The sequence below is a fragment of the Gracilibacillus lacisalsi DSM 19029 genome (genome assembly GCF_000377765.1).
Lineage (GTDB): Bacteria > Bacillota > Bacilli > Bacillales > Amphibacillaceae > Gracilibacillus > Gracilibacillus lacisalsi.
This window is the reverse complement of the sequence record NZ_KB898668.1, coordinates 169,985-195,343: the sequence shown is the minus strand read 5'-3', so window position 1 is coordinate 195,343 and position 25,359 is coordinate 169,985. Positions and strand designations below refer to the sequence as shown.

Sequence of the window (25,359 nt, the reverse complement as noted above, 5' to 3'; positions counted from 1 at the left end):
AGGTTAACTTAACGTGAGTACTATGGTAGCTACGAACAAAAAAGGCTTCGGTGCCACATTATGGGATTACTTAACAACAGTAGACCATAAGAAAATTGCTATTTTGTACCTCGTAGCTGGTGGTTTCTTCTTTATCATTGGTGGTTTAGAAGCATTAGCTATTAGATGGCAATTAGTAAAACCGATGAACGACTTTGTAAGTGCAGGTTTTTATAACGAGTTAATCACAATGCACGGTACAACGATGATATTTCTGGCAGCAATGCCGTTAATCTTTGCGTTTATGAATGCAGTAGTGCCTTTACAGATTGGGGCACGTGACGTTGCATTTCCGTTTTTAAACTCATTAGGTTTTTGGTTATTTTTATTTGGTGGAATTATGTTAAACGTAGGTTGGTTTACAGGTGGAGCCGCAGATGCTGGTTGGACAGCATATGCACCCCTTTCTACTACTTCACTAGGTGAGGGTGTAGACTACTATGTACTAGGTCTACAAATTTCAGGTGCAGGTACATTGATAGGGGGTATTAACTTCCTTGTGACGATTGTAAACATGCGTGCACCAGGTATGACTTATATGAGAATGCCACTATTTACATGGACTGCTTTTGTTGCGAGTGCACTTATCTTATTTGCATTTCCAGCATTAACAGTAGGTTTATTTTTAATGATGTTTGACCGATTATTCGGTGCAGGGTTCTTTGATCCTGCCATGGGTGGTAACTCTGTCATTTGGCAACACTTGTTTTGGATCTTCGGACACCCAGAAGTTTATATTTTGGCTTTACCTGCTTTTGGTATTTTTAGTGAAATTATATCAACTTTTTCTAAGAAGCGCCTATTTGGTTATACAGCAATGGTATTTGCAACTGTATTAATTGGTTTCTTAGGATTCATGGTATGGGCTCACCATATGTTTACAGTAGGTATGGGACCAGCGGCAAACTCAATTTTTGCTGTCGCCACCATGGCGATTGCTGTTCCAACAGGTATCAAGATTTTTAACTGGTTGTTTACCCTTTGGGGTGGTAATATTCAGATAAATACGCCGATGTTGTGGGCATTAGGGTTTATTCCTACATTTACTCTCGGTGGTATGACAGGTGTTATGGTTGCAGCGGCATCTGCTGACTTTCAGTACCATGATACGTATTTCGTTGTCGCACACTTCCACTATGTAATCGTTGGAGGGGTTGTATTTGCATTGCTTGCAGGTACACACTACTGGTGGCCAAAAATGTTTGGTACCGTCTTAGATGATAAATTAGGAAAAGTTACTTTCTGGTTATTCTTTGTTGGTTTCCACTTGACGTTCTTTATCCAACATTTCTTAGGATTAATGGGTATGCCTAGACGTTATTGGGTATATTTAGAAGGTCAAGGACTTGATTTAGGAAACTTGATCAGTACAATCGGCGCTTTCCTAATGGGAATTGGTACCATTGTTTTATTAATCAATATTATTAAAACTTCTGTAAAAAATGAAAAAGTGAGTGGGGACCCATGGGATGCACGTACATTAGAATGGGCAATACCATCACCTCCACCATTCTATAATTTTAAGCAATTACCATTAGTTCGTGGTTTAGACCCGTTATGGGTAGAAAAAACCGAAGGAAGAAAAGGCATGACACCAGCAGAACCGCTTACAGATATTCATATGCCAAATAATTCTTTCTTACCGTTTGTAATGTCTTTAGGTTTATTCATTGCAGGCTTTGGTTTCATTTATCAAAAGTATGATTTATCATGGTTAATCGTACTATTTATCGGTATGGGTATCACACTAGGATGTATGTTAATTAGATCTGTTAAAGATGACCTAGGTTACCATATCCATAAAGAAGACTTGAAGAAGGAGGCAGAGGAATAATGAGTGAACAAGATGTGCTAAATCCAGAACAAATGCCTCATGACCCTGAAAAAGCCACCTTAGAAGGTAAAAACAAGTTTATGGGTTTTTGGTTTTTCCTAGGTGGAGAAACTGTACTTTTTGCTAGTTTATTTGGTACTTACTTAGCTCTGAAAGATTCAACAAATGGCGGCAGTACATCAGAAGAATTATTTGGACTTGAGCTAGTATTCATTATGACAATGTTACTATTGACTAGTTCATTAACGAGTGTTTATGCAATGTACCATATGAAAAACCATGACTTTAAAAAGATGCAAATTTGGTTGGGAATTACTGTTGTTTTAGGTCTTGGTTTCCTTGGCTGTGAAATTTATGAGTTCTATCATTATATTCATGGTGAACACTTCACAATGAGATCTTCAGCATTTGGTTCAGCATTCTATACACTTGTTGGTTTCCACGGAGGTCACGTTGTGTTCGGTCTGTTATGGATCACCGCATTGATGATCCGAAATGCAAAACGAGGGTTAAATTTATACAATGCACCAAAGTTTTATGTTGCTAGTCTTTACTGGCACTTTATTGATGTTGTATGGGTATTTATCTTCACAGTAGTTTATCTCATGGGGGTGCTTTAACAAATGGCTGACAAAGTATCTGGAGCTACTGATCAATTTGATTTTGAAAAGCAAAAAAGAAAAGATGAGATGAAGCAACAAGTTATTACGTTTGCATTAATGATTATTTTTACCATTGTTGCTTTCGCAATGGTAGAAGCTGAATTGGACAAATTATTTGTTATTCCTGTATTATTGGTATTAGCAGCTATCCAAGTCGGCTTTCAAATTTATTACTTTATGCATATGAGTCATAAAGGGCATGAACTACCATCTTTAATGTTCTATGGCGGAGTATTCGCCGCATTTTTAACGATCCTAGCACTTGTAGTGTTAGTATGGTGGTAATCCAAAAAAGCTTGAGAAGTTTGATTTACTTCTCAAGCTTTTTTATATAGAAAGAAAGTATAAAATAGCGGAGACCATCCACTTCCAAGTTTTAATCAAATCAGAAGCGCGGAAAGAATTATTTGGTTATGCTAATGTGTTCATTAAATTGTTAAAATATAATATTTATATTGCTTTTTAATAACTGCCAAGTCCGGTATAATAAGAAATAGTTGTTATGATATAAAATGGAGTGATATACATGTGGCAAGAGTTGCAAATATTTGGTTTTCGTGCATTATGGAGTCCATATTATGTTCTATTTATCGTAAGTTTAGCTGTTCTATATTATTTATTTTTTATAAAACGAAACGATGATAAAAAAGCAGATATTAAACAAATTTCTTATTTCTATAGTGGTTTATTCTTACTCTATATAATTAAAGGATCTCCGATAGATTTATTATCTCATATTATGTTTACCGCCCATATGATACAAATGGCATTATATTATTTATTGTTCCCCATTCTGATGATTAAAGGGATCCCGGTTTGGGTGTGGCAAAATATATTCCGTCTGTCTGTAATTAGTCCAATATTACGCTTATTAACAAAGCCTTTAATCGCTTTACTGTTGTTTAATGGATTGTTTTCTATCTATCATATTCCAGTGGTTTTCGATTACGCTAAAGCAAATGACCTTTCACATACTCTGATCACATTAACTATTTTAGTCGCTGCATTTATTGTTTGGTGGCCAATCTTTACCCCAATAAAAGAGATGGATACGATGTCACCTTTACTTAAACTTGGCTATATTGCGGCAAATGGAATCTTAATTACGCCTGCTTGTGCACTTATTATTTTTGCTAATACTACTATATATACGACTTATAGTGCTACAGGCGGATGGATCCAAGCATTGGCATTATGTGTGCCTGAGGACGTATTAAGTAGTCTGTCGTTAAGTGGACCAGAAATGTTCTCACCATTAGGGATATTGGAAGATCAACAACTTGGTGGGATTGTCATGAAAATTACACAAGAAATTATTTATGGTTCAATCTTAGCTCGTATTTTCTTCCCATGGTTTAGAAGTGGCGCAGATAAAATCGATCCGTTACCGTCTAGCCAACATACAGAACAAATTTAATTGGAAGGATTGGATCTGATGGAATTATTACCGACTCTAAGTACATTTTTTATTATATTAAGTGCGATATTAGTTGCTATTGGTTGGCGCTTAGTAATAAAAAAGCAATATAAAGCTCATAAGAAAGTAATGATAGCAGGAGCACTGAGTGCACTTGCATTCTTTATCATTTATATGTCCAGAACAATTTTCGTGGGAAATACAAGCTTTGGAGGACCGGAGGAATTAGAAGTTTACTACACCATATTTTTGATTTTTCATATTATATTAGCAACTTCTGGAGCTGTTTTTGGTGTTATAACTTTAACATTAGCATTTAAGCGAAATATTAAAAAGCACCAAAAAATTGGCCCTGTGACAAGTGTTATTTGGTTTTGTAGTGCTATTACAGGGGTAATGGTATACTTATTATTGTATGTCCTCTATGACGGCGGAGAAACAACTAGTTTATTAAAGGCAATTTTAGGTACTTAAAAAAAGCTGAGCATTAATGCTCAGCTTTTTTACTTGTATAGAAAAGATATTGGGTTTTATAAAACTTATTAGAAATTTCTATGGCACACCTTGCACTTTCGCAGGGATAACAACTAAAGTTGTCTGATCTAACAAATGTTGAAGCACATGTATAAAGCGAAGGCAGCCGACTTTCACTCCTGTGGAAACTGTTTGACCTGAAGATCCACTTTTTCGAGCGGTTTTGACTCGAAAAAGTTAGCTGAAGGCCAAACTCTACGGAAAGGGAAGGGGCTGCCGGAGCGGTTGTTACGCCCAATATCCATCTCAAAATAACTACTTTATACCATCGATATATTATTTTGGTCAATTAAAAGGACCAGGTGGGCTTTCTCAGTTTTTCTTATAAGTAAAGAAAGTATATAGTCCGCGGTATCAACGCATTTGTAAGCAGAGTAGCCATTTTGAAATAGCTTGTAAAGGAAACCATCGCTGCGGCTGTCCACTTCGACTCCTGTGGGATCAGCGTGATCTGAAGATCCACTTTTGTAAAGCGATCTTCTTTACAAAAGTTAGCTGAAGACACGTCCCACGGAAAGCGAAGTGGGCAAGCCGCAGCGGTTGTTACGCCTATTATTCATATCAAAATAACTACTTTGGACAGGACCGAGTGGGCTTTCTCGGTTTTTCTTATCAGAGTATTACACTTTTTCAGAGATTTCAGAGCGGCCTTGGCTAAGTACTGCTTTGCAACATATGCCAGAGCTAGAAACCTGGATTATTATTCCACACTAAATTCCTTGAATTTGTGTAGATAAAACATACAAATGTTTTTGTTAGATTTTGAAATTCATTTTAAAAATACCAGCTTCTTTTGCCGAATTGAAGGCTATGACAACCAACGGACCTACAATAAAACCTAGGATACCTAATAATTTGAGTCCAATATACATAGCAATAAGTGTAGCGAGTGGCGATAAGCCGATATGTTTCCCCATCACTTTTGGTTCCACGGTTCTTCTAATGGCAAGGAGAATGATAGCTAATATAGCTAATTGTCCACCGATAAATAAGTCACCTGTAATTAGCATATAGAGAGCCCATGGACCCAATATCGCAATCGAACCAATAATAGGTATAAAATCAATAATCCAAATAATTAAGGACATAATTAACGCATATTCTGGTACTATAATGTATAGACCAATAAGTGTCACAATAAAAATGATGATACTTACTAAAAACTGTGCTTTAAAAAAGCCAAAAATTACGTAAGACAAACGGTCGTTCATAAATTTTACTTTATCTGCTGTGCTTTCTTTTAAATGGCTATATGCTTTTGCTTTTAAGCGAGGTATTTCTAGCATAAACATAAATAGAGCAATTAAGTATACAATTAAGCTAACAAGAAAATCCGGTACTTTACTAGCAACTTTGGCAATTTCCTCAATCCGAAGCATTTCACTAACATTGTTACTCAAGGCAGTTGTAGTGGATTGTATTTGTTTATTTACTTCATCAACGAGTTCCTTTGGTAAATCTTCAGTAAAATGATCAAATTCTGTTTCCCACTGAAGTAATTGATCTTTTACTTGAATAATGTAGGATGGTACATTTTCAGCAAAATTTATAACTTGCCCAACTATTTTAGTCACTGCATATGTTCCGATGATACTGACGATTATGAGAAACAGGAGAAATACAATGGTAACGGAAAGCTTACGGTTTATTTTTAGTTTTCTAATAAACCATCGTACAACCGGGTTCAGGATCAATGCTGTAACAAATGCTAATAGAAGGGGAATCGAGACTGGCAAAATAAATATAGCTAATAAAAGTAAGAATAGGATTACAAAAAATAATTTGATATGTTTTTTATTGAGATTTTTCATTAAGTAATCTTGAAACTCCTTTCACAATCATAGTGAACACTTAGAGTCCTTATGAAAAACGGCTGTATTCCGGATACAGCCGTTTTTATTAGGAATGTGGACCACTATTTAACAAACGGTTCCATATTTTCTTTTGCATTTTGTAATAACTTTGAAGCTCTCTCAACAGTAGAAGCAGGAAACTCCTCTTCTTCTCCATATTCAATACCGTGAGGATAATAATGTTTCCCTAATAAAGGTGTAAGTAATTTGATTACAGCATCACCTCTATCCACATCACCCTCCACTGCATAGCCTTGTACTCTTATGTAATATGTAATGTTTTTTTCAGGGGATCCAATCTTATAATCATATGTCACACGTTCATAATCCCATTGATCTGCTCGTATAAAATTAGCTTTTGCCATTGCATGATCTAATGGTTGTAAATCAATTAATACGTCTTCTATTCCTGTGTTTGTAATTTTCATACTTTCACCTCATCTAAATTTATCACTAAACCTATAATAGTATGAAATGCCAAAAGATGCAATTTAAAAAAGTTTATTCCCTATTAAAAACTTTCATGATTAATATAGAGTTGCATATAATGGAGTTAACACAAGTAAATAATAGGTGGGATTACATGAAAATAAAAGTGGTATCATTTATCCTAATAGTATTTTTAATAGTTTTATTTAGTCTTTTTTACTTTCGCCAACCTGATGCACCTCAACTAGTGCATTATCATAAAAAACCTACACTTACCAAAAGTGATAAAGTTCATTTGGCTGACGATCATACACTTATCGTTCAACAAAATGCTGTATGGAAATATTTAAATCAAAATATTGATAATTTTGTTTCCGTTTACGGAGAACCGGATCGTAAAGACCCTTCATTATATGACTTTGAATGGTGGGTATTTAAACAAGAAGATTTCTATATACAGGTAGCAGTTCAAAATGAATTGATTATGAGTATTTATTCGAATGCGGCTACATTAGATTTTAGTCCGCTAGAAATAGGCCAGACAATAACGGAGATCGAAGAAATATATCAATTGCAAGAAGAAATTGAGTTTGATCATATACGATTTAAATTGACTGAAGATGATTTACAACAAAGGCCTGTATTAAGACTATCTGAAGAGGTATTTGCTCAGTTATATATCGATCAATTCACGGAAAAATTAGCAGGTATACGGCTGCTGAATAAAGATGCGTTTGAGTTGTTAAAACCTTATGAGTTGTTCTATTGGGGGGAAATAACAGAAGCTAGCGAACCGGATGAAGATCAATGGAAAGCCATTGAGGAAGGATTAGAACAACAAATTTTTGACTTAACAAACGAAATTCGTGCTGAACATGAATTGGAAATATTATCATGGGATGACCAGGCAGCAGATGCTGCAAAAGCTCATAGTCAAGATATGTTTGAAGAGAATTATTTTTCCCATTATAGCTTGAATGGTGATGGGTTGAAGGAACGCTTGTTAGCCGCTAATGCTCATTATTTATCTGCAGGAGAGAATATAGCTGCTCATTATGTTGATGCTCCAGCTGTCATTCACGGTTGGCTTAACAGTGAGGGCCATCGGGAAGCTTTATTAAAAGAAGAATATACACATTTGGGTGTTGGGGTTTACCAATCATTTTACACCCAAAATTTCATTCAAAAATAATGCCAAAAGCACAAAAATAGGCCATTTGCATATATTGTGGTAGAGAAGTTGTAAGAGAGGAGTACAGCTATGAAAAACGCATCCAATCCTTCTGTACAACAATTTAAAGCATTCATTCATGAGCATCCACTTTTAATAAAGGAAATTAAAAGTGGAAAAATGAGCTTGCAAGAGGCTTATGAGCAATATGTTTTATTAGGTGAGGAAGACCCTGCTTGGGAAAAATATAAGGCAACTCAAGACAATAACGAATCAGAAGATACCTCCACCAATCAACTTTATCAAAAATTTTGGAAACATATCGAAAAATTAGATGTGAATCAAGTAGAAAATCATATTAATGATCTAAATGGCGCTATAGATAATATTGTGACATTGATAGATCAATTTAAACAATTCCGAAATAATCAAATGGGCCAATTTCAATCAGACAATTTCTTTTATAAACCAAAGGATTAGGAGGATATAGATGGAGCCGGAAACCTACCGTTTTATCCAGCAGCGAGAAGACTTGTGGCGTTTCATTCGGCTGAATCCTGAGTGGTATCGGTATTTAACAAGAAATCCAAGTAGGATTGGCGAATTGGAAACAGAGGCAAAACAATTTTATGGAAAAACGTTACCTCAACGTATGGCAAAAGCACAACAAAATATACAGATGGTACGATTACTCATGCAAATGGCAGGCTCTTGGAATGATTAGAGTGCTGCCTCTTTAATTTCTTTCTTATAATTGGTATGATAAAGATATGGAGGTGTAAGAGTTATGTTAGCAACAATGGAAATTGTTGATATTCTAGATAAATCAGAAGCACTAGGTCAGATGGTATTAGAATCTGATGTTATGCAGGATTTTTATAAAGCAAAAGAAGTAATGGAACAGGATGAAAAAGCACAGGAACTAATCACGAACTTTAATCAAATAAAGCAATCGTACGATGAAGTAGAAAGGTTTGGCAGATATCATCCTGATTATAGTAAAATAATGAAAGAAATACGTGTAGCCAAACGTGAGATGGATATGCATGAATCCATTGCTGCTTATAAAATGGCTGAAACCAATCTTCAGAAATTTCTAGATGAGATTAGTCAGTTAGTAGCTTTTAGTGTAAGTGATAAAGTAAAAGTTCCGATGGATGGAGCAGCACTTACAGATGGTGGATGTGGCTGTGGATCCGGAAGCAGTGGGTGTGGCTGTAGAGCTTCTTAGCGAAATGCAGTAAAAAGTGAGGTGCCTTATGCTAGTAAAAAGACAAGGATTAATCGTTTGGTTTCATCAAATGAAGCATGTAAAACATATTAAAAAATTTGGTCATATGGTTCATGTGTCAAAAAAGTTAAAATATGCGATGATATATGTTGATCAGGAAAAGTTGGATGATACATATCAATCGCTGTTAAAATTACCTTTTGTCACAAATGTCGAACCCTCTTACAAACCATTTATTAAAACGGATTTCGAAAGTAAATCGTTTGATAAAGAAGAAAAAGAATATGACTACAAAATGGGAATATAAGAAAAGCGCAGAGCGCCCGATTAGAAACGTAGCGACTGGAACGAATTAACTGAGATAAAGGAATCACGGTGAGTTTACGAACCGATGATGACTTATCGTAGGGCAATTCGTGAAGTCGCCTAGTTTCTGGGCGATCGGAGCTAGATATCTGCGCAAAATTTATACTTTCCTAGAATATAAAAAAACAACCTGCAGTTCATTAATAACTGCAGGTTCTTTTTATTTTCTAAAAAAGAAAATAAAAAGATAAAGGGAGAGGAGAAACCGGAGGAAGAACTTATGGGGAAATGTAAGTCTTCTCCGTATTTAAGCAACTTTTTATGTTGCTATATTTAGAGTTTGTACAAAACCGATTACTTTTATACAAATGAATTTGAGAATTTTGTTACTTTCGTGCTATAGTAAGGGAGATTTAAAAAGCAAGAAAGAAGGGAATGCTTTGAGAATAATTGCTGGTGATTTTAAAGGTAACAGAATTCAGGCAGTTCCTAACCAATTAACAAGACCTACTGGGGACAAAGTGAAAGAGTCTTTATTTCAAATGATTGGACCTTTCTTTGATGGTGGAATATGTCTTGATTTATTTGCCGGTAGTGGTGCTTTGGCTATAGAGGCCATTAGTAGAGGAATGAATAAAGCGATTTTAGTGGACAAACAACCTAAAGCAATCTCTATTATTCATCAAAATGTGAGCCATTTGCATATTCAAGACAAGGTAGAAATATATCGTAATGATGCTTTTAGAGCCTTAAAGGCTTTACAAAAAAGAGCATTACAGTTCGATACTATTTTTTTGGATCCACCCTACCATAAAGTGTCCTATGATAAATTGTTGCAAGGGATTAGTTCAACAGACATAGTCACTGAAAATGGGCTCATTATTTGTGAGCATGATCCTAATATTCGTATGGAGGATAGCTACGAAGGGTATCATATATGGAAACATGAAGTATATAACACCACTACTGCTATCACGATTTTCAAGAAAGGTGTGAAAGATGATGACTAGACTAGCAATTTGCCCTGGCAGTTTCGATCCAGTAACAAATGGTCACCTGGATATTATTCAAAGAGGAGCTAAAGTTTTTGACGAAATTATTGTTGCTGTTTTTAACAATCAATCCAAAAATCCACTCTTTACCGTTGAGGAACGAGTTCACCTTTTGGAAAAAGCTACAGAGGATTTCGATAATATATCGGTAGATGCATGTAGTGGTTTATTAATGGATTATGCTAAAAGTAAAAATGCTCAAGCTGTGTTACGCGGATTAAGAGCAGTATCCGACTTTGAATATGAACTACAGCTTACCTCTATGAACCGAAAACTAAATGAAGAAATTGAAACGTTTTTCATGATGACAAACAATCAATATTCTTTTCTAAGTTCAAGTATGGTAAAGGAAATAGCAAAGTATCATGCAAATGTATCGGATTTAGTACCTCCAGTTGTGGAGGAGGCACTAAAAGAAAAGTTTAGCAATGGTTAATTTTTATTAAGGTGCTAAACGTCTGTAAGCCACCCACTTCAAGATTCCAGTAACAGAAGGAAGCTCTATGTGAGGGGGAACAGACGATAACACCTGGATCATAGTTTCTCTTTATGTTTCATTAAAATAATCAAATAGATAAATAAAGCTGACAAGGTGAAGATGAATCCCACTTGTTCGAACATTAAGTATAACTGCTGAATGTTGTCAACAGATGGTTGTGCTATAGCTGCTATGACCGTTTCATTAGTTGTTTGTAAGCTTTTATAAACAGGTACATATAGTATGGTTACGATAATGCCAGCGAAAAGACCATGTAACAAACGAGCAAAGAAGTAAGGCGTAAATCGGATATCTGTTTCCGCAAGTATGCTGGCAACTTGCGCCTGAACAGAAAAACCATTAAAGGCTAGGATAACGGAAACTAAAATAGCTTTAATTAAAGTAGATGAATCAGCGCTTGCTACTTCGTTTGCTCCTATGGTAATTTCAAATATACCTGATAATAGTGGTAAAGCCAACTCGCCTGGTATTTGAAACCAGCTTAAAATAATGCTAATACCTCCTGATATAAATTGAGCAATTTGTACTTCGCGTAAGATTTCTGTTAGAACCGAAAAAAGAATGATAAATCCACCGATAACAAGTAATGTTTGAATAGACTGGGTTACAGAGTCTCCTAATATTTTACCTAGCGGTCTTTTGTCCCTCATTCTTGCGCGATGGAGTTGTGTCATAGCTTTTGCGATAGAGAAGTGTTGTGTTGAATGACGATTTCTTTCGTGGTATTTGTAAAATCGCATACAAATTCCGACAAAGAAATTGCTAGTATAATGAGTGATAGCGAGCAATATACCTAGCTTGTGATCATGAAAAAAGCCGATCGAAACTGCTCCAATAATAAATAATGGATTAGAGGCATTTGTAAAGCTGACAAGTCTTTCTGCCTCTGTTTTTGATAATTGATTTTCTTGTCTTAATCTTGCGGTGAATTTCGCCCCTGACGGATAACCACTAGCCATTCCCATTGTCCACACAAATCCACCAACACCTGGAACATTAAATAATGGTCTCATGACAGGTTCAAATAATACCCCTATAAAATGTACAACTCCAAAAGCGATTAATAATTCAGCTACAATAAAAAAAGGTAATAACGAAGGGAATACAACATTAGCCCAAACATCTAACCCTCTCTGGCTAGCTTTTAATACTTCTTGAGGGAAGGTTATAATCATCGTAGCCATAAATACGGAGACTGATGCATAGATAATAGAATACAACTTTTGCTTCAAGTTTTGCACTCCTTTAATAGCACTTTTCTGTACCTTTATCAGAATGAGTAGTAAAATATGTAGTGTTTTTAAGTTTGTCCTTCATTTAAATATACGCAACTGTATAGAAGAATTATGACTTTTCTTCAGATAAAATTGGAAGACCGTGAAAAGGAAGGGATTAGATGTTTCAGACAAAAAGTAAAGCAAGAATAATTGGTTTTTTCGTAGCATTGATTATCATTTTCTTATTATTTAGCTATCAGTTACCCTATTATATTCATAAACCGGGACATGCAGATCCGCTAAATCCTGTTGTAGAAGTTGATGGAGCATCAGAAAGTGAAGGAGATATGCATCTTGTTACGATACAAGGTGGAAGGGCTACACCATTTCAATATATGATGGCTTTATGGAGAGACTATTACGATATACTACCGATCGAGGAAGTACTAGTGGATGGGATGACAGATGAAGAATATCGTCAAATGCAGTTGATGATGATGGAAAGTTCACAAGAAGCATCAACTGTTGTTGCTTATGAGGCAGCAAATAAGGAGATTAACATCGATTATCAAGGAATTTATGTAGTATCAGTAGTAGAGGACATGCCAGCTGATGGGATCTTACAGTCAGCAGATGAAATTATCGAAATCGATGGACATACGATAAATGAGGCAGAGGACTTGATTGATTATGTAACAACGAAAAATGTTGGTGACAGTGTATCGTTAACGGTAAAACGAAATGAAGAGACTTTTGAAGTAGATATTACTTTGGAAGCTCTTGAGGCCTTAAATGGGCAACCAGGTATTGGAATTCAACTAGTTACAAACCGACATGTGACGGTATCGCCTGAACTAACTTTCTCTAGCGGTGAAATCGGGGGTCCGAGTGCAGGATTGATGTTCTCGTTGGAAATCTACGATCAATTAAGACCGGAAGATATAACGAAAGGTTATCAGATCGCTGGTACGGGTGAAATTGATTATCAAGGTAATGTAGGAAGAATTGGTGGCATAGATAAGAAAGTAGTTGCAGCAAACCGTGAGGGGTGTGATATCTTCTTTGCACCTAATGAGAACGGTAGAGAAGACTCAAACTATCAAGTAGCTAAACAAGTTGCAGAAGATATCGGAACAGACATGGAGATTATTCCTGTAGACACTTTCAACGACGCCTTAAACTATCTCGAAAATCTAAACGGAAGAGGATAGGGCAAACACAATTAAATAAACTAAAGTGTAGTAACCTTCCAAGACGCCTTAATATTAAGGCGTCTTAAATATTGGTTTTTGATAGGGTTGTTTCGTTAAATACTTTTGTGAAGACAGTGGTAAAACGCTGTAATAAGCATGATCAATACGCTCTTCAAAAGCTTGATAAGGGTAGGGCTGCTTGCTACTTGTATACCACTCCACATCGATATCCTTTTTTTTGGTACTTAAATAGTTTTGACCATTTTCGCTCATAGCTAAAATTCGAATAGCAGACGGTTGTCTTTCTGTTACGAAAGCTTCGATTTCGCTAGAGTATGTATTGGTTAAGATATGTGTAAATACGCGTTGCAAACTTGTCCAAGTATATCTCTTTGTTTTTAACAATTCCATCCAATTTGAAAAGGAATCTGCTTTTTTCGCGGTTTTAACTATTCGATTCTCTAACCCTTCCTTAATACCATGAATCTTAGCAAACTCTTCCTTTTTCATCGTTAATATCCGATATTTTAGTAATGGGAAATACGCCTCCCAATCATGCCAAGTACCATGAAGCTCTTTATATTCTTCAAGTTTTTCTTTGGTTAGCGAAGGGATAGCATCGTTTAGTTCATTTTTGCTAGTATGATCTGACAGTAATTGATTACGAATACTAGTTGCGCTGGCTATAGGATCATGGATTTCACGATCATGATAATTATTTTTAATTCGTTTAATGGTGTAAGGTGTTATGGTGGTATGTAGATCAAAAATATTTTTGACATATTGATACCCAAGTATATTATTTGGTTTGGCAAAATCGATAGACAGCGTTTCTCCACCAATCTTATTGAAAGCTATGTCATTTGCTTTTGGATAGGAATGACCTTGGTTTAAAGCATTCATTAAATAATGATCATAGTCTTCCTGGTGTTCGGTAATGAAATGATACAATGTATGAAAGTCTTCTATTTCACCATGCTCACTTCCAAAACACAATGAATCAGCTTGCAGGCTGTTCAAAATTTTGACTGCACCATTTGCAAAAAGCTCACTATGTTGAACAGCATAAAAATAAGGTAGTTCAACAACGAGGTCAATCCCTTGTTGTACAGCTATTTTGGCTCTTGTGAACTTATCTAAAATAGCTGGCTCCCCTCGTTGTAAAAAGTTCCCACTCATGACTGCAATCATACATTCCGCACCTGTCACACGCTTTGCCTGTTGAAAGTGATAGTGATGTCCGTTATGATAGGGGTTATATTCAACGATTAAACCACATGCTTTCAGAGTAACCACCTCCATCATTGATTTCATGAATGATCTTTCAAGTTAATGTGCATGATAATCATATTGTAGTAAGTATATCATATAAAGTACGACTATGGTCAGTGGAGAAGAATCCCTTTGATGATTAGTGAAACTTATCAGGTGTTAGCTCGTGATTAAGTAATAAATGTTTGTTCTGTAAAGAAAATATATTGACAAATGGACTAATACATTTTAAAATATTTCTTGTTGCCTTGAGGTGAATGTAAATGAAATTATATATCCAAAAACTTAAACAGTCACAGGGAGAACCCGTTTCTTTTCGTGAGGAAGTGGACATTTCAGATATTGCGAACTTGGAAAATGATATCCGACGAATCGAGCCAGTTTTAGTTGACGGAACAGCTAGGATGGATGGTGACGATATTACCTGTGATTTTCAAATTCAAGGAACGATGATTCTACCTTGTGCGAGAACGTTAGTAGATGTACCGTATGAATTTTCCATTCATGCAATTGAATTTTTTACGACATCCTCTTATCGTGAAGAAGAAGAGGTACATGTAGTAAATGGTGAGGTACTTGACTTAACACCATTTATCAAGGAAAATGTACTATTAGAAATGCCTTTAAGAGTGTTTGCTGATGACGAAAAATTAGAAGCGAACACAATGAAGGAAGGAAAAGGTTGGACACTGGTTACTGAAGAGGAACAATCAGAAAAAGTTGATCCGCGCCTTGAAAAATTGAAATCTTTATTAGATGACAAAAGTAATGAGAAAGATAGTGAAGGATAGATCTTTGCTTCTCTTTAAAGGAGGTGTAATGCATGGCAGTACCAAAGCGTAGAACTTCAAAAAAGGTAAAAAACCAACGTCGTACTCATAAAAAATTACATGTACCAGGAATGGTAGAATGTTCAAATTGTGGTGAACTAACAAAACCACACCATGTATGTAAATCTTGTGGACAATATGATGGAAAACAAGTAGTAGAACAATAATTTGATATGTTGTACAACAAGTAGTGTAAGAGATGAGATCTCTTACACTACTTTTTATTTTTAGAAAGTATAAATTTTGCGCAGATGTCTAGCGCAGAGCGCCCAGTAACTAGGCGACTTCACCAATTGCCCTACGATAAGTCATCATCGGTTCGTAAACTCACCGTGATTCCTTTATCTCAGTTAATTCATTCCAGTCGCTACATTTCTAAGCGGGCGTTCTGCGCTTTTCTTATGATAAGGGAGTACCAAGTTTTTATAATATTTTAGAACAATATGTCTATCTCTTCTATTAATTGCATACATTGTATCAAGAATAGAGGAGGTGGAGTTGTGCAAGGGAATCGTCAAGATGCATGGACTAGTGATGAAGATATTTTGCTAGCTGAAACTGTGTTACGGTATATTCGTGAAGGAAAAACACAGTTAGAGGCTTTTAAGGAAGTAGGAGAAAAATTATCTCGAACATCAGCAGCATGTGGTTTTCGCTGGAACGCAACGTTAAGGAAACAATATGAAGAAGCTATCCAGTTAGCAAAACAGAATCGTAAGAAAATATCTTATCAATCTCAGCAAAAACTAGATACTAGTCAAACTGAACAACCAAACATTCATGAAGTGATCCAAACTTTGGAACGACTGCAAAAATATTATCAGGAAATAGACCATCAGGAAGAATTGCGTAAATTAGTGGAAGAAAATAAACAGCTAAAGCAAAAGTTATATCAATATCAAGTATTCCTTGAAACTGTGCAGCAAGCAATGGAAAAGGTAAAGCATTAATTCATTATTATTATGAGTTAGTAACCTCATCGAATAGATGGGGTTTTTATGTGGTTTGCCATGATATGTAATTGACTTTCTACATCATGTTAAGAATTTACACTAGATAAATAATGCGAGCTAGTTGAGTGGACATTTAGTGCGTTATTTGAAAAAAGCCTTTTTTCGATGTTAGCGGACATTGAATCCCTTATTTGGTCCATTTTGGCCTCGATAAGCATTGTTTTTGATGATTAGCGGAATAGATGTCCGGGACCATTCTAAAAACGGAACTTTTGTCACAAATAACGGAACAAATGTCCATATTCATCCCGGACTTACCTGAATGTAATCTATAGTAACGTTATTTCGCTGTATATGTATCCTTTATCCCTAAGAAGTATTTAGGCGCGTGTATGTGTAATGGGTTTTTAAAAAAGATGCTTGCACAAGTTCAAAAGTCTTATATAATTAATATTAAAATGACCAAAAGTAATAGTATGAAAGTTATAACATTTTTGAAGTGAGGGTATCTTATGATAGAAGGTTTGTACTATCTGGTTGCATTGATGGTTACACTACCGTTTGCTATAACATTTTTAGTTTATAAATTATCTTATAAGTTTGTAGGTGAAAAACGATATTGCTTTCATTTAGCGATTGATACGACAACAGTTTTATATATCGCATCAGTTGCAGCCATTATTTATTCTATTTTTTCGATAAATCCCATTAGTTATATTTTTCTCCTGTTGTTATTCATTTTGATGATATGTGTCTTGATACATTGGAGGGTGTATACAGACATTATTTTCTCTCATGTCTGTAAACGTTTCTGGAAAGCTACTTTTTTATTATTTTTTACTTTACATATTATTACGATCTTATATGGAATCTTTTATAATATAAGCAAAGTGTTGTAACGATCTAATTATTACAAACAAATTATGTGCTTTTATCGTTTTCATTATGTACAATACTATTGGATTACTATTGTATATATTGAAGATAAAGGAGCAGTTCATTAATGCGTATCGAATCCCAAAGACTCGATTTACATAATAAATTTATCACGGATTATCAAAAGGAAGTAAAGGATTTGTTGGATCATTTTGATTATAATCCTTATGATGAAAATGTTTTTAAAGAACGCGAGAAAGACTTGAAAGAGCAGCCATTTCAAAGAGATGCCCTGGCTGATGTGTTACATTCGATTAATCGACGTTGGTCTGCAACGGAAGCTACATTTGAAAATATTGAAAGACTGAGAGATGAAAACAGTGTGGTTGTTATTGGGGGGCAACAAGCAGGAATGCTGACTGGTCCACTTTATACGATCAACAAAATAGTCTCCATTATTGCTTTAGCAAAGCAGCAAGAAGAGTTATTAGGAGTTCCCGTGTTACCTGTCTTTTGGATAGCAGGAGAGGACCACGATTTTGCCGAAGTGAACCATATTTTTTTACCAGAAGAAACAGAACTTCGAAAATATCCTATAGAAGATCATCATAAAGAAAGAACGTCTGTGTCTAATCGAACATTAAACAAAGAGCAAACCTATCGTTGGTTGAAAACAACATTTCGATCACTCAAAGAAACTGCTTATACCAAGGAATTGTTTCAAACTGTACATGATAAACTGATGAAAGCTAACACTTTTGTTGATTTTTTCGCATCCTTTATTCATGAGATTTTCGCTGATACTGGATTAATCCTGATTGACTCTGGAGATAGTGAAGTACGCCAATTAGAATCGGCATATTATTATGAAATGATTGAAAAACAGCCAGAAATAAGCCGAAGTGTTTATCGTTCATTACAGTCAATGAGAACAAAGGGATATCATGTTAGTGTTGATGCAAATGAACAAGATGGACATTTATTTGTAGAGCAGGAAGGGGAAAGGATCTTACTTCAAAAAGATGGTCAAAATTGGATAGGGAAAAATAATGAATGTCTATATTCGAATCAAGAGCTTTTAGAAATAGCAAAAGAAACGCCAGAGCGATTGAGTAATAATGTAGTAACTAGACCATTAATGCAAGAAAAATTATTTCCTACACTAGCTTTTTTTGCGGGGCCGAGTGAAGCAGCTTACTGGTCTATATTAAAAGATGCATTTCATAGCGTATCGCTAAAGATGCCACCCGTTTTGCCACGTGTGTCGCTAACATTAGTGGATGAGAAGCTCGCAAAAGTGTTGAGTAAGTATAATATTGATCCTAGTGTCGCAATTGATAATGGAGTCCAGACTCAAAAAATAAATTGGTTATCAGCTCAAGCTAACAGTCCTGTTGAAGAAATGACGATTCAACTGAAGGAAGCTATTAAAATGGGGCATCAACCACTAAAAGAAGTGACAAATGATTTAACAGATGATGTATCACAATATGCGGATAAAAATTTGCAACTGTTATTACAACAAGTAGATAAACTTTCAATGAGAATCCATAAAGAATTTTCCCAAAAGTATCATCGGCAATTAAAAGAGTTCGATTATATTCAAATGCACTTAAAGCCTGATAATGGACTGCAAGAACGAATTTGGAATATTACTTACTTCCTTAATCTCTATGGGTTTGAATGGGTCAAACAAATAAATAATTATTCGTTTGATTGGAAAAAACAACATTATATTGTGTATTTATAAAAAAAGGTAATTGGTTGATAAAGCCAATTACCTTTTTTTATTTTTTTACACATGGATTCGCAGCTATTTGTAGCGAGAAAAATGCCTTTACAAAAAAATGGATAGTTTTTTTAAAGATTTAGTGGTGAAAAGTGGGGGAATGTGGTACGATAAGGATAGAAAGTGGGGTGCCTGGGTATGTTCATGGGAGAATATCAACATAACATTGATACTAAAGGACGTATAATTGTACCTTCTAAGTTCAGAGACGGACTCGGTGAACAGTTTGTCGTTACCCGTGGCTTGGACCAATGTTTGTTTGCGTACCCGATGAATGAATGGCACCAGTTGGAAGAAAAACTAAAAAAATTACCGTTAACTAAGAAAGATGCCCGAGCATTTACCCGTTTTTTCTTTTCTGGCGCAGTTGAATGTGAACTAGACAAGCAGGGAAGGATAAATATACCTGCACCACTTCGTAAATATGCCGGAATTGAAAAAGAATGTGCAGTGATCGGTGTATCAAACCGAGTAGAATTCTGGGCAGAAGATAAATGGAATGAATTTGTAGATGTATCAGAAGAATCATTTGCAGAAATTGCAGAAAATATGATGGATTTTGATTTGTAAAGACAACAAGAAATAGGGGTGACTCCATGTTTGGACATTATACGGTATTAAAAACAGAAACTGTTAGTGGTCTCGATATCAATCCAGATGGCATTTATGTTGATTGTACATTAGGTGGTGGCGGACACTCCGGATATTTATTAGAACAACTGAATGAGAAAGGCAGATTGATCGCATTTGATCAAGATCAAGACGCTATCAATGCTGCTAAAGAAAGATTGAAAGACCGACTTAACCAAGTCACCTTGATACAACGGAACTTCCGTCATTTAAGTGAAGAATTAGAAAAATTGCAAATAAGAGAAGTGAATGGTGTTTTGTTTGATTTAGGTGTCTCTTCTCCACAATTAGATAGAGGGGAACGAGGGTTTAGCTATCAGCATGATGCGCCATTAGATATGCGAATGGATCAAAAAAGTGAATTAAATGCATTTGAGATAGTGAATAAATGGCCATATGAAGATCTTGTATCGATTTTCTTTAGGTATGGTGAAGAGAAGTTTTCCAAACAAATTGCAAGAACTATAGAAGCGGAAAGAGAGAAAAAAACAATAGACACAACATTTGAATTAGTTGACATCATTAAACAAGCAATACCTGCTCCCGCTAGAAGAAAAGGTGGACATCCTGCCAAGCGAATTTTTCAGGCGATACGAATAGCTGTTAATGATGAATTGAAGGCTTTTGAAGATGCATTGTATCAAGCAGGAAGATCTCTTTCGATAGGTGGACGTATTTCCGTTATTACCTTTCACTCGCTGGAAGATCGAATTTGTAAGCAAACATTTAAAAAATGGAGTACACCTCCTCCTGTACCAAAGAATATTCCGGTAATACCAGAGGAATTTAAACCATCGTTTCGTCTAGTTAATCGAAAACCAATTCTGCCATCAGAGAATGAATTGGCAGAGAATCGACGTTCAAGGTCAGCAAAGTTGAGAGTGATTGAAAAAGTGAAGGATTGGAATGAAGATAATATAAAATAGAAGGGTGGCAAAACCATGAGTAGTCAACACGCAAGAGCTTATTACACACATGATCAAGTAAGAGAACAAGTCCAACAACCAAATGTAGTCAGAAAAAAAGTAAAGGTGCAGAAGCGCTGGGTAACTCGCGGTGAAAAAATGATGTATGCAATCTTTGCTGTCATTTTTCTTAGTATTTCTGCTTACTTGGTTAGCTACAGTTCTTCGTTAGACCAATTAAATCGTGAGGTTGAATCGTTAAATACACAAATTCAACAACAAACGGTACATAACAAGAACCTTGCTTTTAAACAAAAAGAATTAAGCCAACCTGAACGGATTATTGAAAATGCCAAAAAACACGGTCTGGAAGTTCAAAACACCCAAGTGAAACGAGCGACAGACTTAGTAGAATAGGTGTTAACGATGAAAAGTAGAACAACAGAAGTCATGCCAATTGTTTGGATTGTTATATTTACGAGCTTTTTTCTTGTCATAGCTGGTAGGTTTTTGTATATTCAAGTATCTGGAGAAGTATCGGGAGTATCGATTCAAGAGTTGGCTGATGAAAAAAGAACGAATAATTATACTATTCCTGCTAGTAGAGGAACAATTTATGACCGTAATGGAATGGCACTAGCTCAAGAACATGTGGTGTACCGTTTATACGCTGTTGTTGATGAGTCACATACTACCAATCCTCTGCAACCGAAACATGTTAAAGATGTTAACGAGACTGCAAAAAAACTAGCACCTATATTAGAAATGGAAGAAAGTGAAATAGCAGAGCGATTGAACGATGGGATTAAAAATGAGAGATTCCAAGTAGAATTTGGTTCTAACGCCAGGGAATTAAATCAGGAACAGAAAGAAGAGATTGAAGCGTTAGAATTACCTGGTATAAATTTTATAGAAGAACCAACCCGCTTCTATCCAAACGGGATGTTTGCATCACACACAATCGGACTAACGGATAAACAAGATGATCAAATTGTTGGAATTAATGGTGTGGAAGGATTCATGAATGACTTACTTACTGGAGTCAATGGTTCGATTTCGTATCAACGTGATAAATTTAATATGAAACTATTAGATCCTAAAGAGGTAATTAATGAGCCAGATAATGGTGATGATGTTTACCTAACACTTGATCAAAAAGTTCAAACATTAGTTGAAGATGCATTATCAGAGGTAGAAGAGGAATATGATCCTGATAGAATGACAGCTGTTGTCATGAATGCCAAGACAGGAGAAATACTTGCTCTAAGTAATAGACCAAGTTATAACCCGAATAGCATTGGAGAAGTAGAGAACTGGTATAATGACGTTATTGCTACACCTTTCGAACCTGGCTCAACAATGAAAGTATTTACTTTAGCAGCAGCAATCGAAGAAGGTGTCTGGAATCCTGAGGAACAATATAAATCAGGACAATACAAGGCAGAAGATCATGCTCAAACAATTGGAGATCATAATAGGCGTCAAGGCTGGGGAACGATCAGCTATTTAGAAGGAATACAACGTTCTTCAAACGTAGCGGCAGCAAAGTTAGCCTATGAAAAAATTGGAGCGGATCGTTTTTTAGACTATTTGCACGCATTTGATTTTGACCAAAAAACTGGTATAGATTTACCTGGAGAAGTGCCAGGTCAAATTCTTTACAAATGGTTGGATGAGAAGATAACGACTGCGTTTGGTCAAGGTTCTACTACAACACCAATACAATTGATGAAAGCAGCAACTGCGATTACAAATGAAGGTAAAATGTTAAAACCATATATCATTGATAAAACAGTGGATCATGATACACATCAAGTAATTGCTGAAAATGAACCTGAAGTAGTAGGTGAACCAATCTCTGCCGAAACTGCGAAAAAAACTTTAGAGGTGTTAGAAACCGTTATTACTTCTGAAAATGGAACAGGTCATAAGATTTATAATTTGAACGACTATACAGTTGCAGGTAAAACAGGCACTGCCAATTTTGTAGATCCTGAGACAGGCAAATATAAAAATGGAAGAAATAGTTACACCTTTTCTTTCTTAGGCATGGCCCCTGCTGAAGACCCAGAGTTAATTATGTATGTATCAGTTAAGGAACCACAATTAGATGACACAGAATCAGGTTCAGCGCCCGTTTCTTTTGTCTTTAAAAATGTAATGGAAAATAGTTTGCGCTATTTAAATATCGAACCGGACAAGGATGCAACAGAACCTGTCGAAGTTGTGGAGATTCCTGAGTGGGAAGGTAAACAAACAGATTCATATATTAATAAATTGAAGGAATTAGGCATAGAGCCAATTGTTATCGGTGATGGTGAAGAAATCAAGAAAGTAAACATACAACCAGGTACCAAGATAACAGCAAGGCAAACCGTTTTGGTGGCAACGGATAATATGAAAATGCCAGATTTAACGGGATGGTCATTTAGAGATGTCTTATCTTTCCGAGACTTTTTAGATCTAGATTTAGAGTGGATGGGGAATGGTTATGTCAAGAAACAAAGTATTGAGACAGGATCATCACTTAACGAAAAAGATTATTTAATGGTTGAACTGGAAGAACCGGATGTGCCGGAAGATCAGGAAAATGCATCAGATGAATCCGGTGAAGAAGCGAACGAAGAAGAATAGTAAACAATCATACACAGTGTTCTATTCAGCCTTTCACAAACATATATTGGGACAAACAGTTTCTTGAATTAAAGGAGATATGTCATGAAACGAATAACCAATATTAAGGTGCAACGCAGAATAGTCACTGTGTTTCTTTTTGCATTAATCATTATGGCGGTCATTGTGATAAGGTTAGGATATGTGCAATTTATCTGGTCCGATTTTCTAATTGCTGAGGCAGAAGATTTGTGGAGTAGAGATATTGTATTTGAGCCAGAAAGAGGTAAGATTATTGACACTAATGAAGAGGTTTTAGCAGAGAATGTTTCCGCTCCTACTGTAATGGTTGTGCCAAGACAAGTGACAGAAGCAGAACAAACAGCTAGACAGTTAGCAAATGTATTGGATATGTCTTATGAAGATGTATTAGAAGCTATTCATAAAAATGAGCGAATTGTGATATTACAGCCAGAAGGACGGAAAATATCGGAAGAAAAAGCAATGGCAGTTCAAATGTTAGATTTAGAAGGAATTTATATTGCAGAAGATTCCATTAGACACTATCCCAATGGGGCTTATTTGTCACATGTACTTGGATTTAGTGGCATTGATAACCAAGGATTAACGGGACTTGAATTAATGTATGAAGAGATGTTAAGTGGAACAGAAGGCAGTTTATCCTTTTACAGTGATGCCAAAGGAAAAAGAATGCCGCAAATGGCTGATAAATATACTCCCCCTGAAGACGGCTATGATCTTCAACTCACCATAGATAGCAGAGTTCAAACCATTATTGAGAGAGAATTAGATATAGCTGAAGAGAAATATAATCCGGATGGCGCGATAGCTATTGCAGTAAATCCTAAGGATGGAAGTATATTAGGGATGTCGTCAAGACCGAATTTTGATCCTGCAAATTATCAGGATATTAGCGCAGACGTATATAATCGCAATTTGCCGATTTGGAGCACATATGAGCCTGGTTCCACATTTAAAATTATAACGTTAGCCGCAGCTTTGGAAGAAGGACTAGTGGATCTTGAAAACGATGAATATGTGGATGATGGAGATATTGAAGTAGGTGGAACACATTTACATTGTTGGAAAAGTGGGGGGCATGGACATCAAACATTTTTAGAAGTTGTACAGAATTCTTGCAACCCAGGTTTTATTGTTTTAGGGCAGAAGTTAGGTAAAGAGAGACTATTTTCTTATATTGAGGATTTTGGCTTTGGCCAAAAAACAGGTGTTGATTTACAAGGTGAAGCTACAGGAATTTTATTCGATTTAGACAATGTCGGTCCTGTTGAGTTAGCAACTACTGCTTTTGGTCAAGGTGTATCAGTCACCCCAATCCAACAAGTCATGGCCGTATCAGCTGCAGTTAACGGTGGCTACTTATATGAGCCATATGTTGCAAAAGCATTCCTTGACCCTGTGACAGGTGATGCAGTAAATACTACTGAGCCCGTCTTGAAAAATCGAATTATTTCTGCTGATACATCTAAAGAAGTACGTGAGGCTCTTGAGTCAGTTGTTGCCTTAGGAACTGGTCGAAGTGCTTATGTGGATGGTTATCGAGTTGGCGGAAAGACAGGGACTGCACAAAAAGTCGGTGAAGATGGAAAGTATATGGAGAATAATCATATTGTATCATTCATCGGGTTTGCACCAGCTGATGATCCTGAAATAGTTGTGTATGTTGCGGTAGATAATCCAAAAGATGTTGTACAATTTGGCGGAGTGGTAGCTGCTCCAATCGTCGGCACCGTAATAGAAGATAGCTTGCGTGCTTTAGGAGTGCCAAAGCAAGATGATGGCATTGAAAAAGACTACCAATGGCCCGAATCTCCTCCTGTAGAAGTACCTGACTTAGTCGGTTTAAATAAAAGTGAATTACAGCAGTATTTGGTTTCCTTAGAAGTTGATGTGGTGGGAGAAGGCGATTATATTATTGATCAAGCACCTGCTGCAGGAGAAAAAGTCCAAGAAGGAAGTAAAATCAGGCTTGTTTTAGGCAATAAATAGTTATAAATATTTATCGTAAAGTT

The 25,359-nt window shown here is 35.9% G+C and carries 27 protein-coding genes; 23 read left to right on the top strand and 4 right to left on the bottom strand.

The window, feature by feature from the left end; translation table 11 throughout:
- Positions 1-22 precede the first annotated feature (22 nt).
- From ctaD to D569_RS0112630, 5 genes are all read left to right on the top strand, one after another.
- The gene (ctaD, locus tag D569_RS0112650; protein ID WP_156822948.1) at positions 23-1,873 is read left to right on the top strand and encodes a cytochrome c oxidase subunit I; all 1,851 of its coding nucleotides are present in this window, start codon (positions 23-25) and stop codon (positions 1,871-1,873) included.
- Positions 1,873-2,493 carry a cytochrome (ubi)quinol oxidase subunit III gene (locus D569_RS0112645; protein WP_018932797.1) on the top strand — a complete coding sequence of 207 codons (621 nt, stop codon included), beginning with the start codon at positions 1,873-1,875 and terminating at the stop codon, positions 2,491-2,493. Before ctaD ends, D569_RS0112645 begins: the two co-directional genes overlap by 1 nt.
- 3 nt (positions 2,494-2,496) lie before the next feature.
- Positions 2,497-2,820, top strand: a complete 324-nt coding sequence (ctaF, locus tag D569_RS0112640) for a cytochrome c oxidase subunit IVB (RefSeq protein ID WP_018932796.1) — start codon at positions 2,497-2,499, stop codon at positions 2,818-2,820.
- A gap of 241 nt (positions 2,821-3,061) precedes the next feature.
- Positions 3,062-3,952: a cytochrome c oxidase assembly factor CtaG gene (ctaG, locus tag D569_RS0112635; protein WP_018932795.1), complete on the top strand. Its 891-nt coding sequence runs from the start codon at positions 3,062-3,064 to the stop codon at positions 3,950-3,952.
- Positions 3,953-3,970: 18 nt separating this feature from the next.
- Entirely contained in the window at positions 3,971-4,426 is a 456-nt protein-coding gene (locus tag D569_RS0112630; protein WP_018932794.1) for a DUF420 domain-containing protein, read from the top strand.
- Between the two features lie 815 nt (positions 4,427-5,241).
- Here the strand turns inward: D569_RS0112630 and ytvI are convergent.
- Positions 5,242-6,297: a sporulation integral membrane protein YtvI gene (ytvI, locus tag D569_RS0112625; RefSeq protein WP_018932793.1), complete on the bottom strand. Its 1,056-nt coding sequence runs from the start codon at positions 6,295-6,297 to the stop codon at positions 5,242-5,244.
- A 104-nt stretch (positions 6,298-6,401) separates the two neighbouring features.
- Positions 6,402-6,767, bottom strand: coding sequence for a YugN family protein (locus D569_RS0112620; protein ID WP_018932792.1), 366 nt, complete (start codon positions 6,765-6,767; stop codon positions 6,402-6,404).
- Between the two features lie 155 nt (positions 6,768-6,922).
- Here D569_RS0112620 and D569_RS0112615 point away from each other — a divergent pair, with 155 nt between their 5' ends.
- From D569_RS0112615 to coaD, 7 genes are all read left to right on the top strand, one after another.
- Positions 6,923-7,960: a CAP domain-containing protein gene (locus tag D569_RS0112615; protein WP_018932791.1), complete on the top strand. Its 1,038-nt coding sequence runs from the start codon at positions 6,923-6,925 to the stop codon at positions 7,958-7,960.
- Between the two features lie 69 nt (positions 7,961-8,029).
- The gene (gene ylbD, locus D569_RS0112610; RefSeq protein WP_018932790.1) at positions 8,030-8,419 is read left to right on the top strand and encodes a spore coat protein YlbD; all 390 of its coding nucleotides are present in this window, start codon (positions 8,030-8,032) and stop codon (positions 8,417-8,419) included.
- Positions 8,420-8,429: 10 nt separating this feature from the next.
- Complete coding sequence (locus D569_RS0112605; protein ID WP_018932789.1) at positions 8,430-8,663, top strand: YlbE-like family protein; 234 nt, start codon at positions 8,430-8,432, stop codon at positions 8,661-8,663.
- Between the two features lie 63 nt (positions 8,664-8,726).
- A complete protein-coding gene (locus D569_RS0112600) occupies positions 8,727-9,170 on the top strand; it encodes a YlbF/YmcA family competence regulator (RefSeq protein ID WP_018932788.1) in 444 nt (147 codons plus the stop codon).
- A 28-nt stretch (positions 9,171-9,198) separates the two neighbouring features.
- Positions 9,199-9,477, top strand: coding sequence for a YlbG family protein (locus tag D569_RS0112595; protein WP_018932787.1), 279 nt, complete (start codon positions 9,199-9,201; stop codon positions 9,475-9,477).
- Between the two features lie 439 nt (positions 9,478-9,916).
- Complete coding sequence (gene rsmD / locus D569_RS0112590) at positions 9,917-10,486, top strand: 16S rRNA (guanine(966)-N(2))-methyltransferase RsmD (RefSeq protein ID WP_018932786.1); 570 nt, start codon at positions 9,917-9,919, stop codon at positions 10,484-10,486.
- A complete protein-coding gene (gene coaD / locus D569_RS0112585; protein WP_018932785.1) occupies positions 10,479-10,964 on the top strand; it encodes a pantetheine-phosphate adenylyltransferase in 486 nt (161 codons plus the stop codon). The genes rsmD and coaD overlap by 8 nt, the downstream gene beginning before the upstream one ends.
- A 98-nt stretch (positions 10,965-11,062) precedes the next feature.
- Here the strand turns inward: coaD and ylbJ are convergent, their stop codons facing one another.
- The gene (ylbJ, locus tag D569_RS0112580) at positions 11,063-12,259 is read right to left on the bottom strand and encodes a sporulation integral membrane protein YlbJ (RefSeq protein ID WP_018932784.1); all 1,197 of its coding nucleotides are present in this window, start codon (positions 12,257-12,259) and stop codon (positions 11,063-11,065) included.
- Positions 12,260-12,423: 164 nt separating this feature from the next.
- Between ylbJ and D569_RS0112575 the strand changes: the two genes are divergently transcribed.
- Positions 12,424-13,455 carry a SepM family pheromone-processing serine protease gene (locus D569_RS0112575; RefSeq protein ID WP_018932783.1) on the top strand — a complete coding sequence of 344 codons (1,032 nt, stop codon included), beginning with the start codon at positions 12,424-12,426 and terminating at the stop codon, positions 13,453-13,455.
- Positions 13,456-13,509: 54 nt separating this feature from the next.
- On the opposite strand, the gene D569_RS0112570 is transcribed toward D569_RS0112575, so the two are convergent.
- Positions 13,510-14,751 carry a nucleotidyltransferase gene (locus tag D569_RS0112570; protein ID WP_018932782.1) on the bottom strand — a complete coding sequence of 414 codons (1,242 nt, stop codon included), beginning with the start codon at positions 14,749-14,751 and terminating at the stop codon, positions 13,510-13,512.
- Positions 14,752-14,972: 221 nt separating this feature from the next.
- Between D569_RS0112570 and D569_RS0112565 the strand changes: the two genes are divergently transcribed.
- The 10 genes from D569_RS0112565 (at position 14,973) to D569_RS0112520 (ending at position 25,336) form a co-directional block, all read left to right on the top strand.
- Positions 14,973-15,500 carry a YceD family protein gene (locus D569_RS0112565; RefSeq protein WP_018932781.1) on the top strand — a complete coding sequence of 176 codons (528 nt, stop codon included), beginning with the start codon at positions 14,973-14,975 and terminating at the stop codon, positions 15,498-15,500.
- A 32-nt stretch (positions 15,501-15,532) separates the two neighbouring features.
- Positions 15,533-15,706, top strand: coding sequence for a 50S ribosomal protein L32 (gene rpmF, locus D569_RS0112560; RefSeq protein ID WP_018932780.1), 174 nt, complete (start codon positions 15,533-15,535; stop codon positions 15,704-15,706).
- Between the two features lie 333 nt (positions 15,707-16,039).
- Positions 16,040-16,489, top strand: a complete 450-nt coding sequence (locus tag D569_RS0112555; RefSeq protein ID WP_018932779.1) for an RsfA family transcriptional regulator — start codon at positions 16,040-16,042, stop codon at positions 16,487-16,489.
- 515 nt (positions 16,490-17,004) lie between these two features.
- Positions 17,005-17,391 (top strand): DUF3397 domain-containing protein, encoded by a 387-nt coding sequence (locus D569_RS0112550; RefSeq protein WP_018932778.1) that lies wholly within the window; start codon positions 17,005-17,007, stop codon positions 17,389-17,391.
- 104 nt (positions 17,392-17,495) lie between these two features.
- Positions 17,496-19,118, top strand: coding sequence for a bacillithiol biosynthesis cysteine-adding enzyme BshC (bshC, locus tag D569_RS0112545; protein WP_018932777.1), 1,623 nt, complete (start codon positions 17,496-17,498; stop codon positions 19,116-19,118).
- 177 nt (positions 19,119-19,295) lie between these two features.
- Positions 19,296-19,727 (top strand): division/cell wall cluster transcriptional repressor MraZ, encoded by a 432-nt coding sequence (gene mraZ, locus D569_RS0112540; RefSeq protein ID WP_018932776.1) that lies wholly within the window; start codon positions 19,296-19,298, stop codon positions 19,725-19,727.
- Positions 19,728-19,753: 26 nt separating this feature from the next.
- Positions 19,754-20,713 (top strand): 16S rRNA (cytosine(1402)-N(4))-methyltransferase RsmH, encoded by a 960-nt coding sequence (gene rsmH / locus D569_RS0112535; RefSeq protein WP_018932775.1) that lies wholly within the window; start codon positions 19,754-19,756, stop codon positions 20,711-20,713.
- Between the two features lie 15 nt (positions 20,714-20,728).
- Positions 20,729-21,109: a cell division protein FtsL gene (gene ftsL / locus D569_RS0112530; RefSeq protein WP_018932774.1), complete on the top strand. Its 381-nt coding sequence runs from the start codon at positions 20,729-20,731 to the stop codon at positions 21,107-21,109.
- A gap of 9 nt (positions 21,110-21,118) precedes the next feature.
- Positions 21,119-23,326 (top strand): penicillin-binding protein, encoded by a 2,208-nt coding sequence (locus D569_RS0112525; RefSeq protein ID WP_018932773.1) that lies wholly within the window; start codon positions 21,119-21,121, stop codon positions 23,324-23,326.
- Between the two features lie 84 nt (positions 23,327-23,410).
- Positions 23,411-25,336 (top strand): stage V sporulation protein D, encoded by a 1,926-nt coding sequence (locus D569_RS0112520; protein WP_018932772.1) that lies wholly within the window; start codon positions 23,411-23,413, stop codon positions 25,334-25,336.
- Positions 25,337-25,359: the final 23 nt, after the last annotated feature.

Bases quoted from the DNA above. Each gene is read 5' to 3' on its own strand.
- ctaD (WP_156822948.1), top strand. From the start codon at position 23: ATGGTAGCTACGAACAAAAAAGGCTTCGGTGCCACATTATGGGATTAC.
- D569_RS0112645 (WP_018932797.1), top strand. From the start codon at position 1,873: ATGAGTGAACAAGATGTGCTAAATCCAGAACAAATGCCTCATGACCCT.
- ctaF (WP_018932796.1), top strand. From the start codon at position 2,497: ATGGCTGACAAAGTATCTGGAGCTACTGATCAATTTGATTTTGAAAAG.
- ctaG (WP_018932795.1), top strand. From the start codon at position 3,062: ATGTGGCAAGAGTTGCAAATATTTGGTTTTCGTGCATTATGGAGTCCA.
- D569_RS0112630 (WP_018932794.1), top strand. From the start codon at position 3,971: ATGGAATTATTACCGACTCTAAGTACATTTTTTATTATATTAAGTGCG.
- ytvI (WP_018932793.1), bottom strand. From the start codon at position 6,297: ATGAAAAATCTCAATAAAAAACATATCAAATTATTTTTTGTAATCCTA.
- D569_RS0112620 (WP_018932792.1), bottom strand. From the start codon at position 6,767: ATGAAAATTACAAACACAGGAATAGAAGACGTATTAATTGATTTACAA.
- D569_RS0112615 (WP_018932791.1), top strand. From the start codon at position 6,923: ATGAAAATAAAAGTGGTATCATTTATCCTAATAGTATTTTTAATAGTT.
- ylbD (WP_018932790.1), top strand. From the start codon at position 8,030: ATGAAAAACGCATCCAATCCTTCTGTACAACAATTTAAAGCATTCATT.
- D569_RS0112605 (WP_018932789.1), top strand. From the start codon at position 8,430: ATGGAGCCGGAAACCTACCGTTTTATCCAGCAGCGAGAAGACTTGTGG.
- D569_RS0112600 (WP_018932788.1), top strand. From the start codon at position 8,727: ATGTTAGCAACAATGGAAATTGTTGATATTCTAGATAAATCAGAAGCA.
- D569_RS0112595 (WP_018932787.1), top strand. From the start codon at position 9,199: ATGCTAGTAAAAAGACAAGGATTAATCGTTTGGTTTCATCAAATGAAG.
- coaD (WP_018932785.1), top strand. From the start codon at position 10,479: ATGACTAGACTAGCAATTTGCCCTGGCAGTTTCGATCCAGTAACAAAT.
- D569_RS0112575 (WP_018932783.1), top strand. From the start codon at position 12,424: ATGTTTCAGACAAAAAGTAAAGCAAGAATAATTGGTTTTTTCGTAGCA.
- D569_RS0112570 (WP_018932782.1), bottom strand. From the start codon at position 14,751: ATGAAATCAATGATGGAGGTGGTTACTCTGAAAGCATGTGGTTTAATC.
- D569_RS0112565 (WP_018932781.1), top strand. From the start codon at position 14,973: ATGAAATTATATATCCAAAAACTTAAACAGTCACAGGGAGAACCCGTT.
- rpmF (WP_018932780.1), top strand. From the start codon at position 15,533: ATGGCAGTACCAAAGCGTAGAACTTCAAAAAAGGTAAAAAACCAACGT.
- D569_RS0112550 (WP_018932778.1), top strand. From the start codon at position 17,005: ATGATAGAAGGTTTGTACTATCTGGTTGCATTGATGGTTACACTACCG.
- bshC (WP_018932777.1), top strand. From the start codon at position 17,496: ATGCGTATCGAATCCCAAAGACTCGATTTACATAATAAATTTATCACG.
- mraZ (WP_018932776.1), top strand. From the start codon at position 19,296: ATGTTCATGGGAGAATATCAACATAACATTGATACTAAAGGACGTATA.
- rsmH (WP_018932775.1), top strand. From the start codon at position 19,754: ATGTTTGGACATTATACGGTATTAAAAACAGAAACTGTTAGTGGTCTC.
- ftsL (WP_018932774.1), top strand. From the start codon at position 20,729: ATGAGTAGTCAACACGCAAGAGCTTATTACACACATGATCAAGTAAGA.
- D569_RS0112525 (WP_018932773.1), top strand. From the start codon at position 21,119: ATGAAAAGTAGAACAACAGAAGTCATGCCAATTGTTTGGATTGTTATA.
- D569_RS0112520 (WP_018932772.1), top strand. From the start codon at position 23,411: ATGAAACGAATAACCAATATTAAGGTGCAACGCAGAATAGTCACTGTG.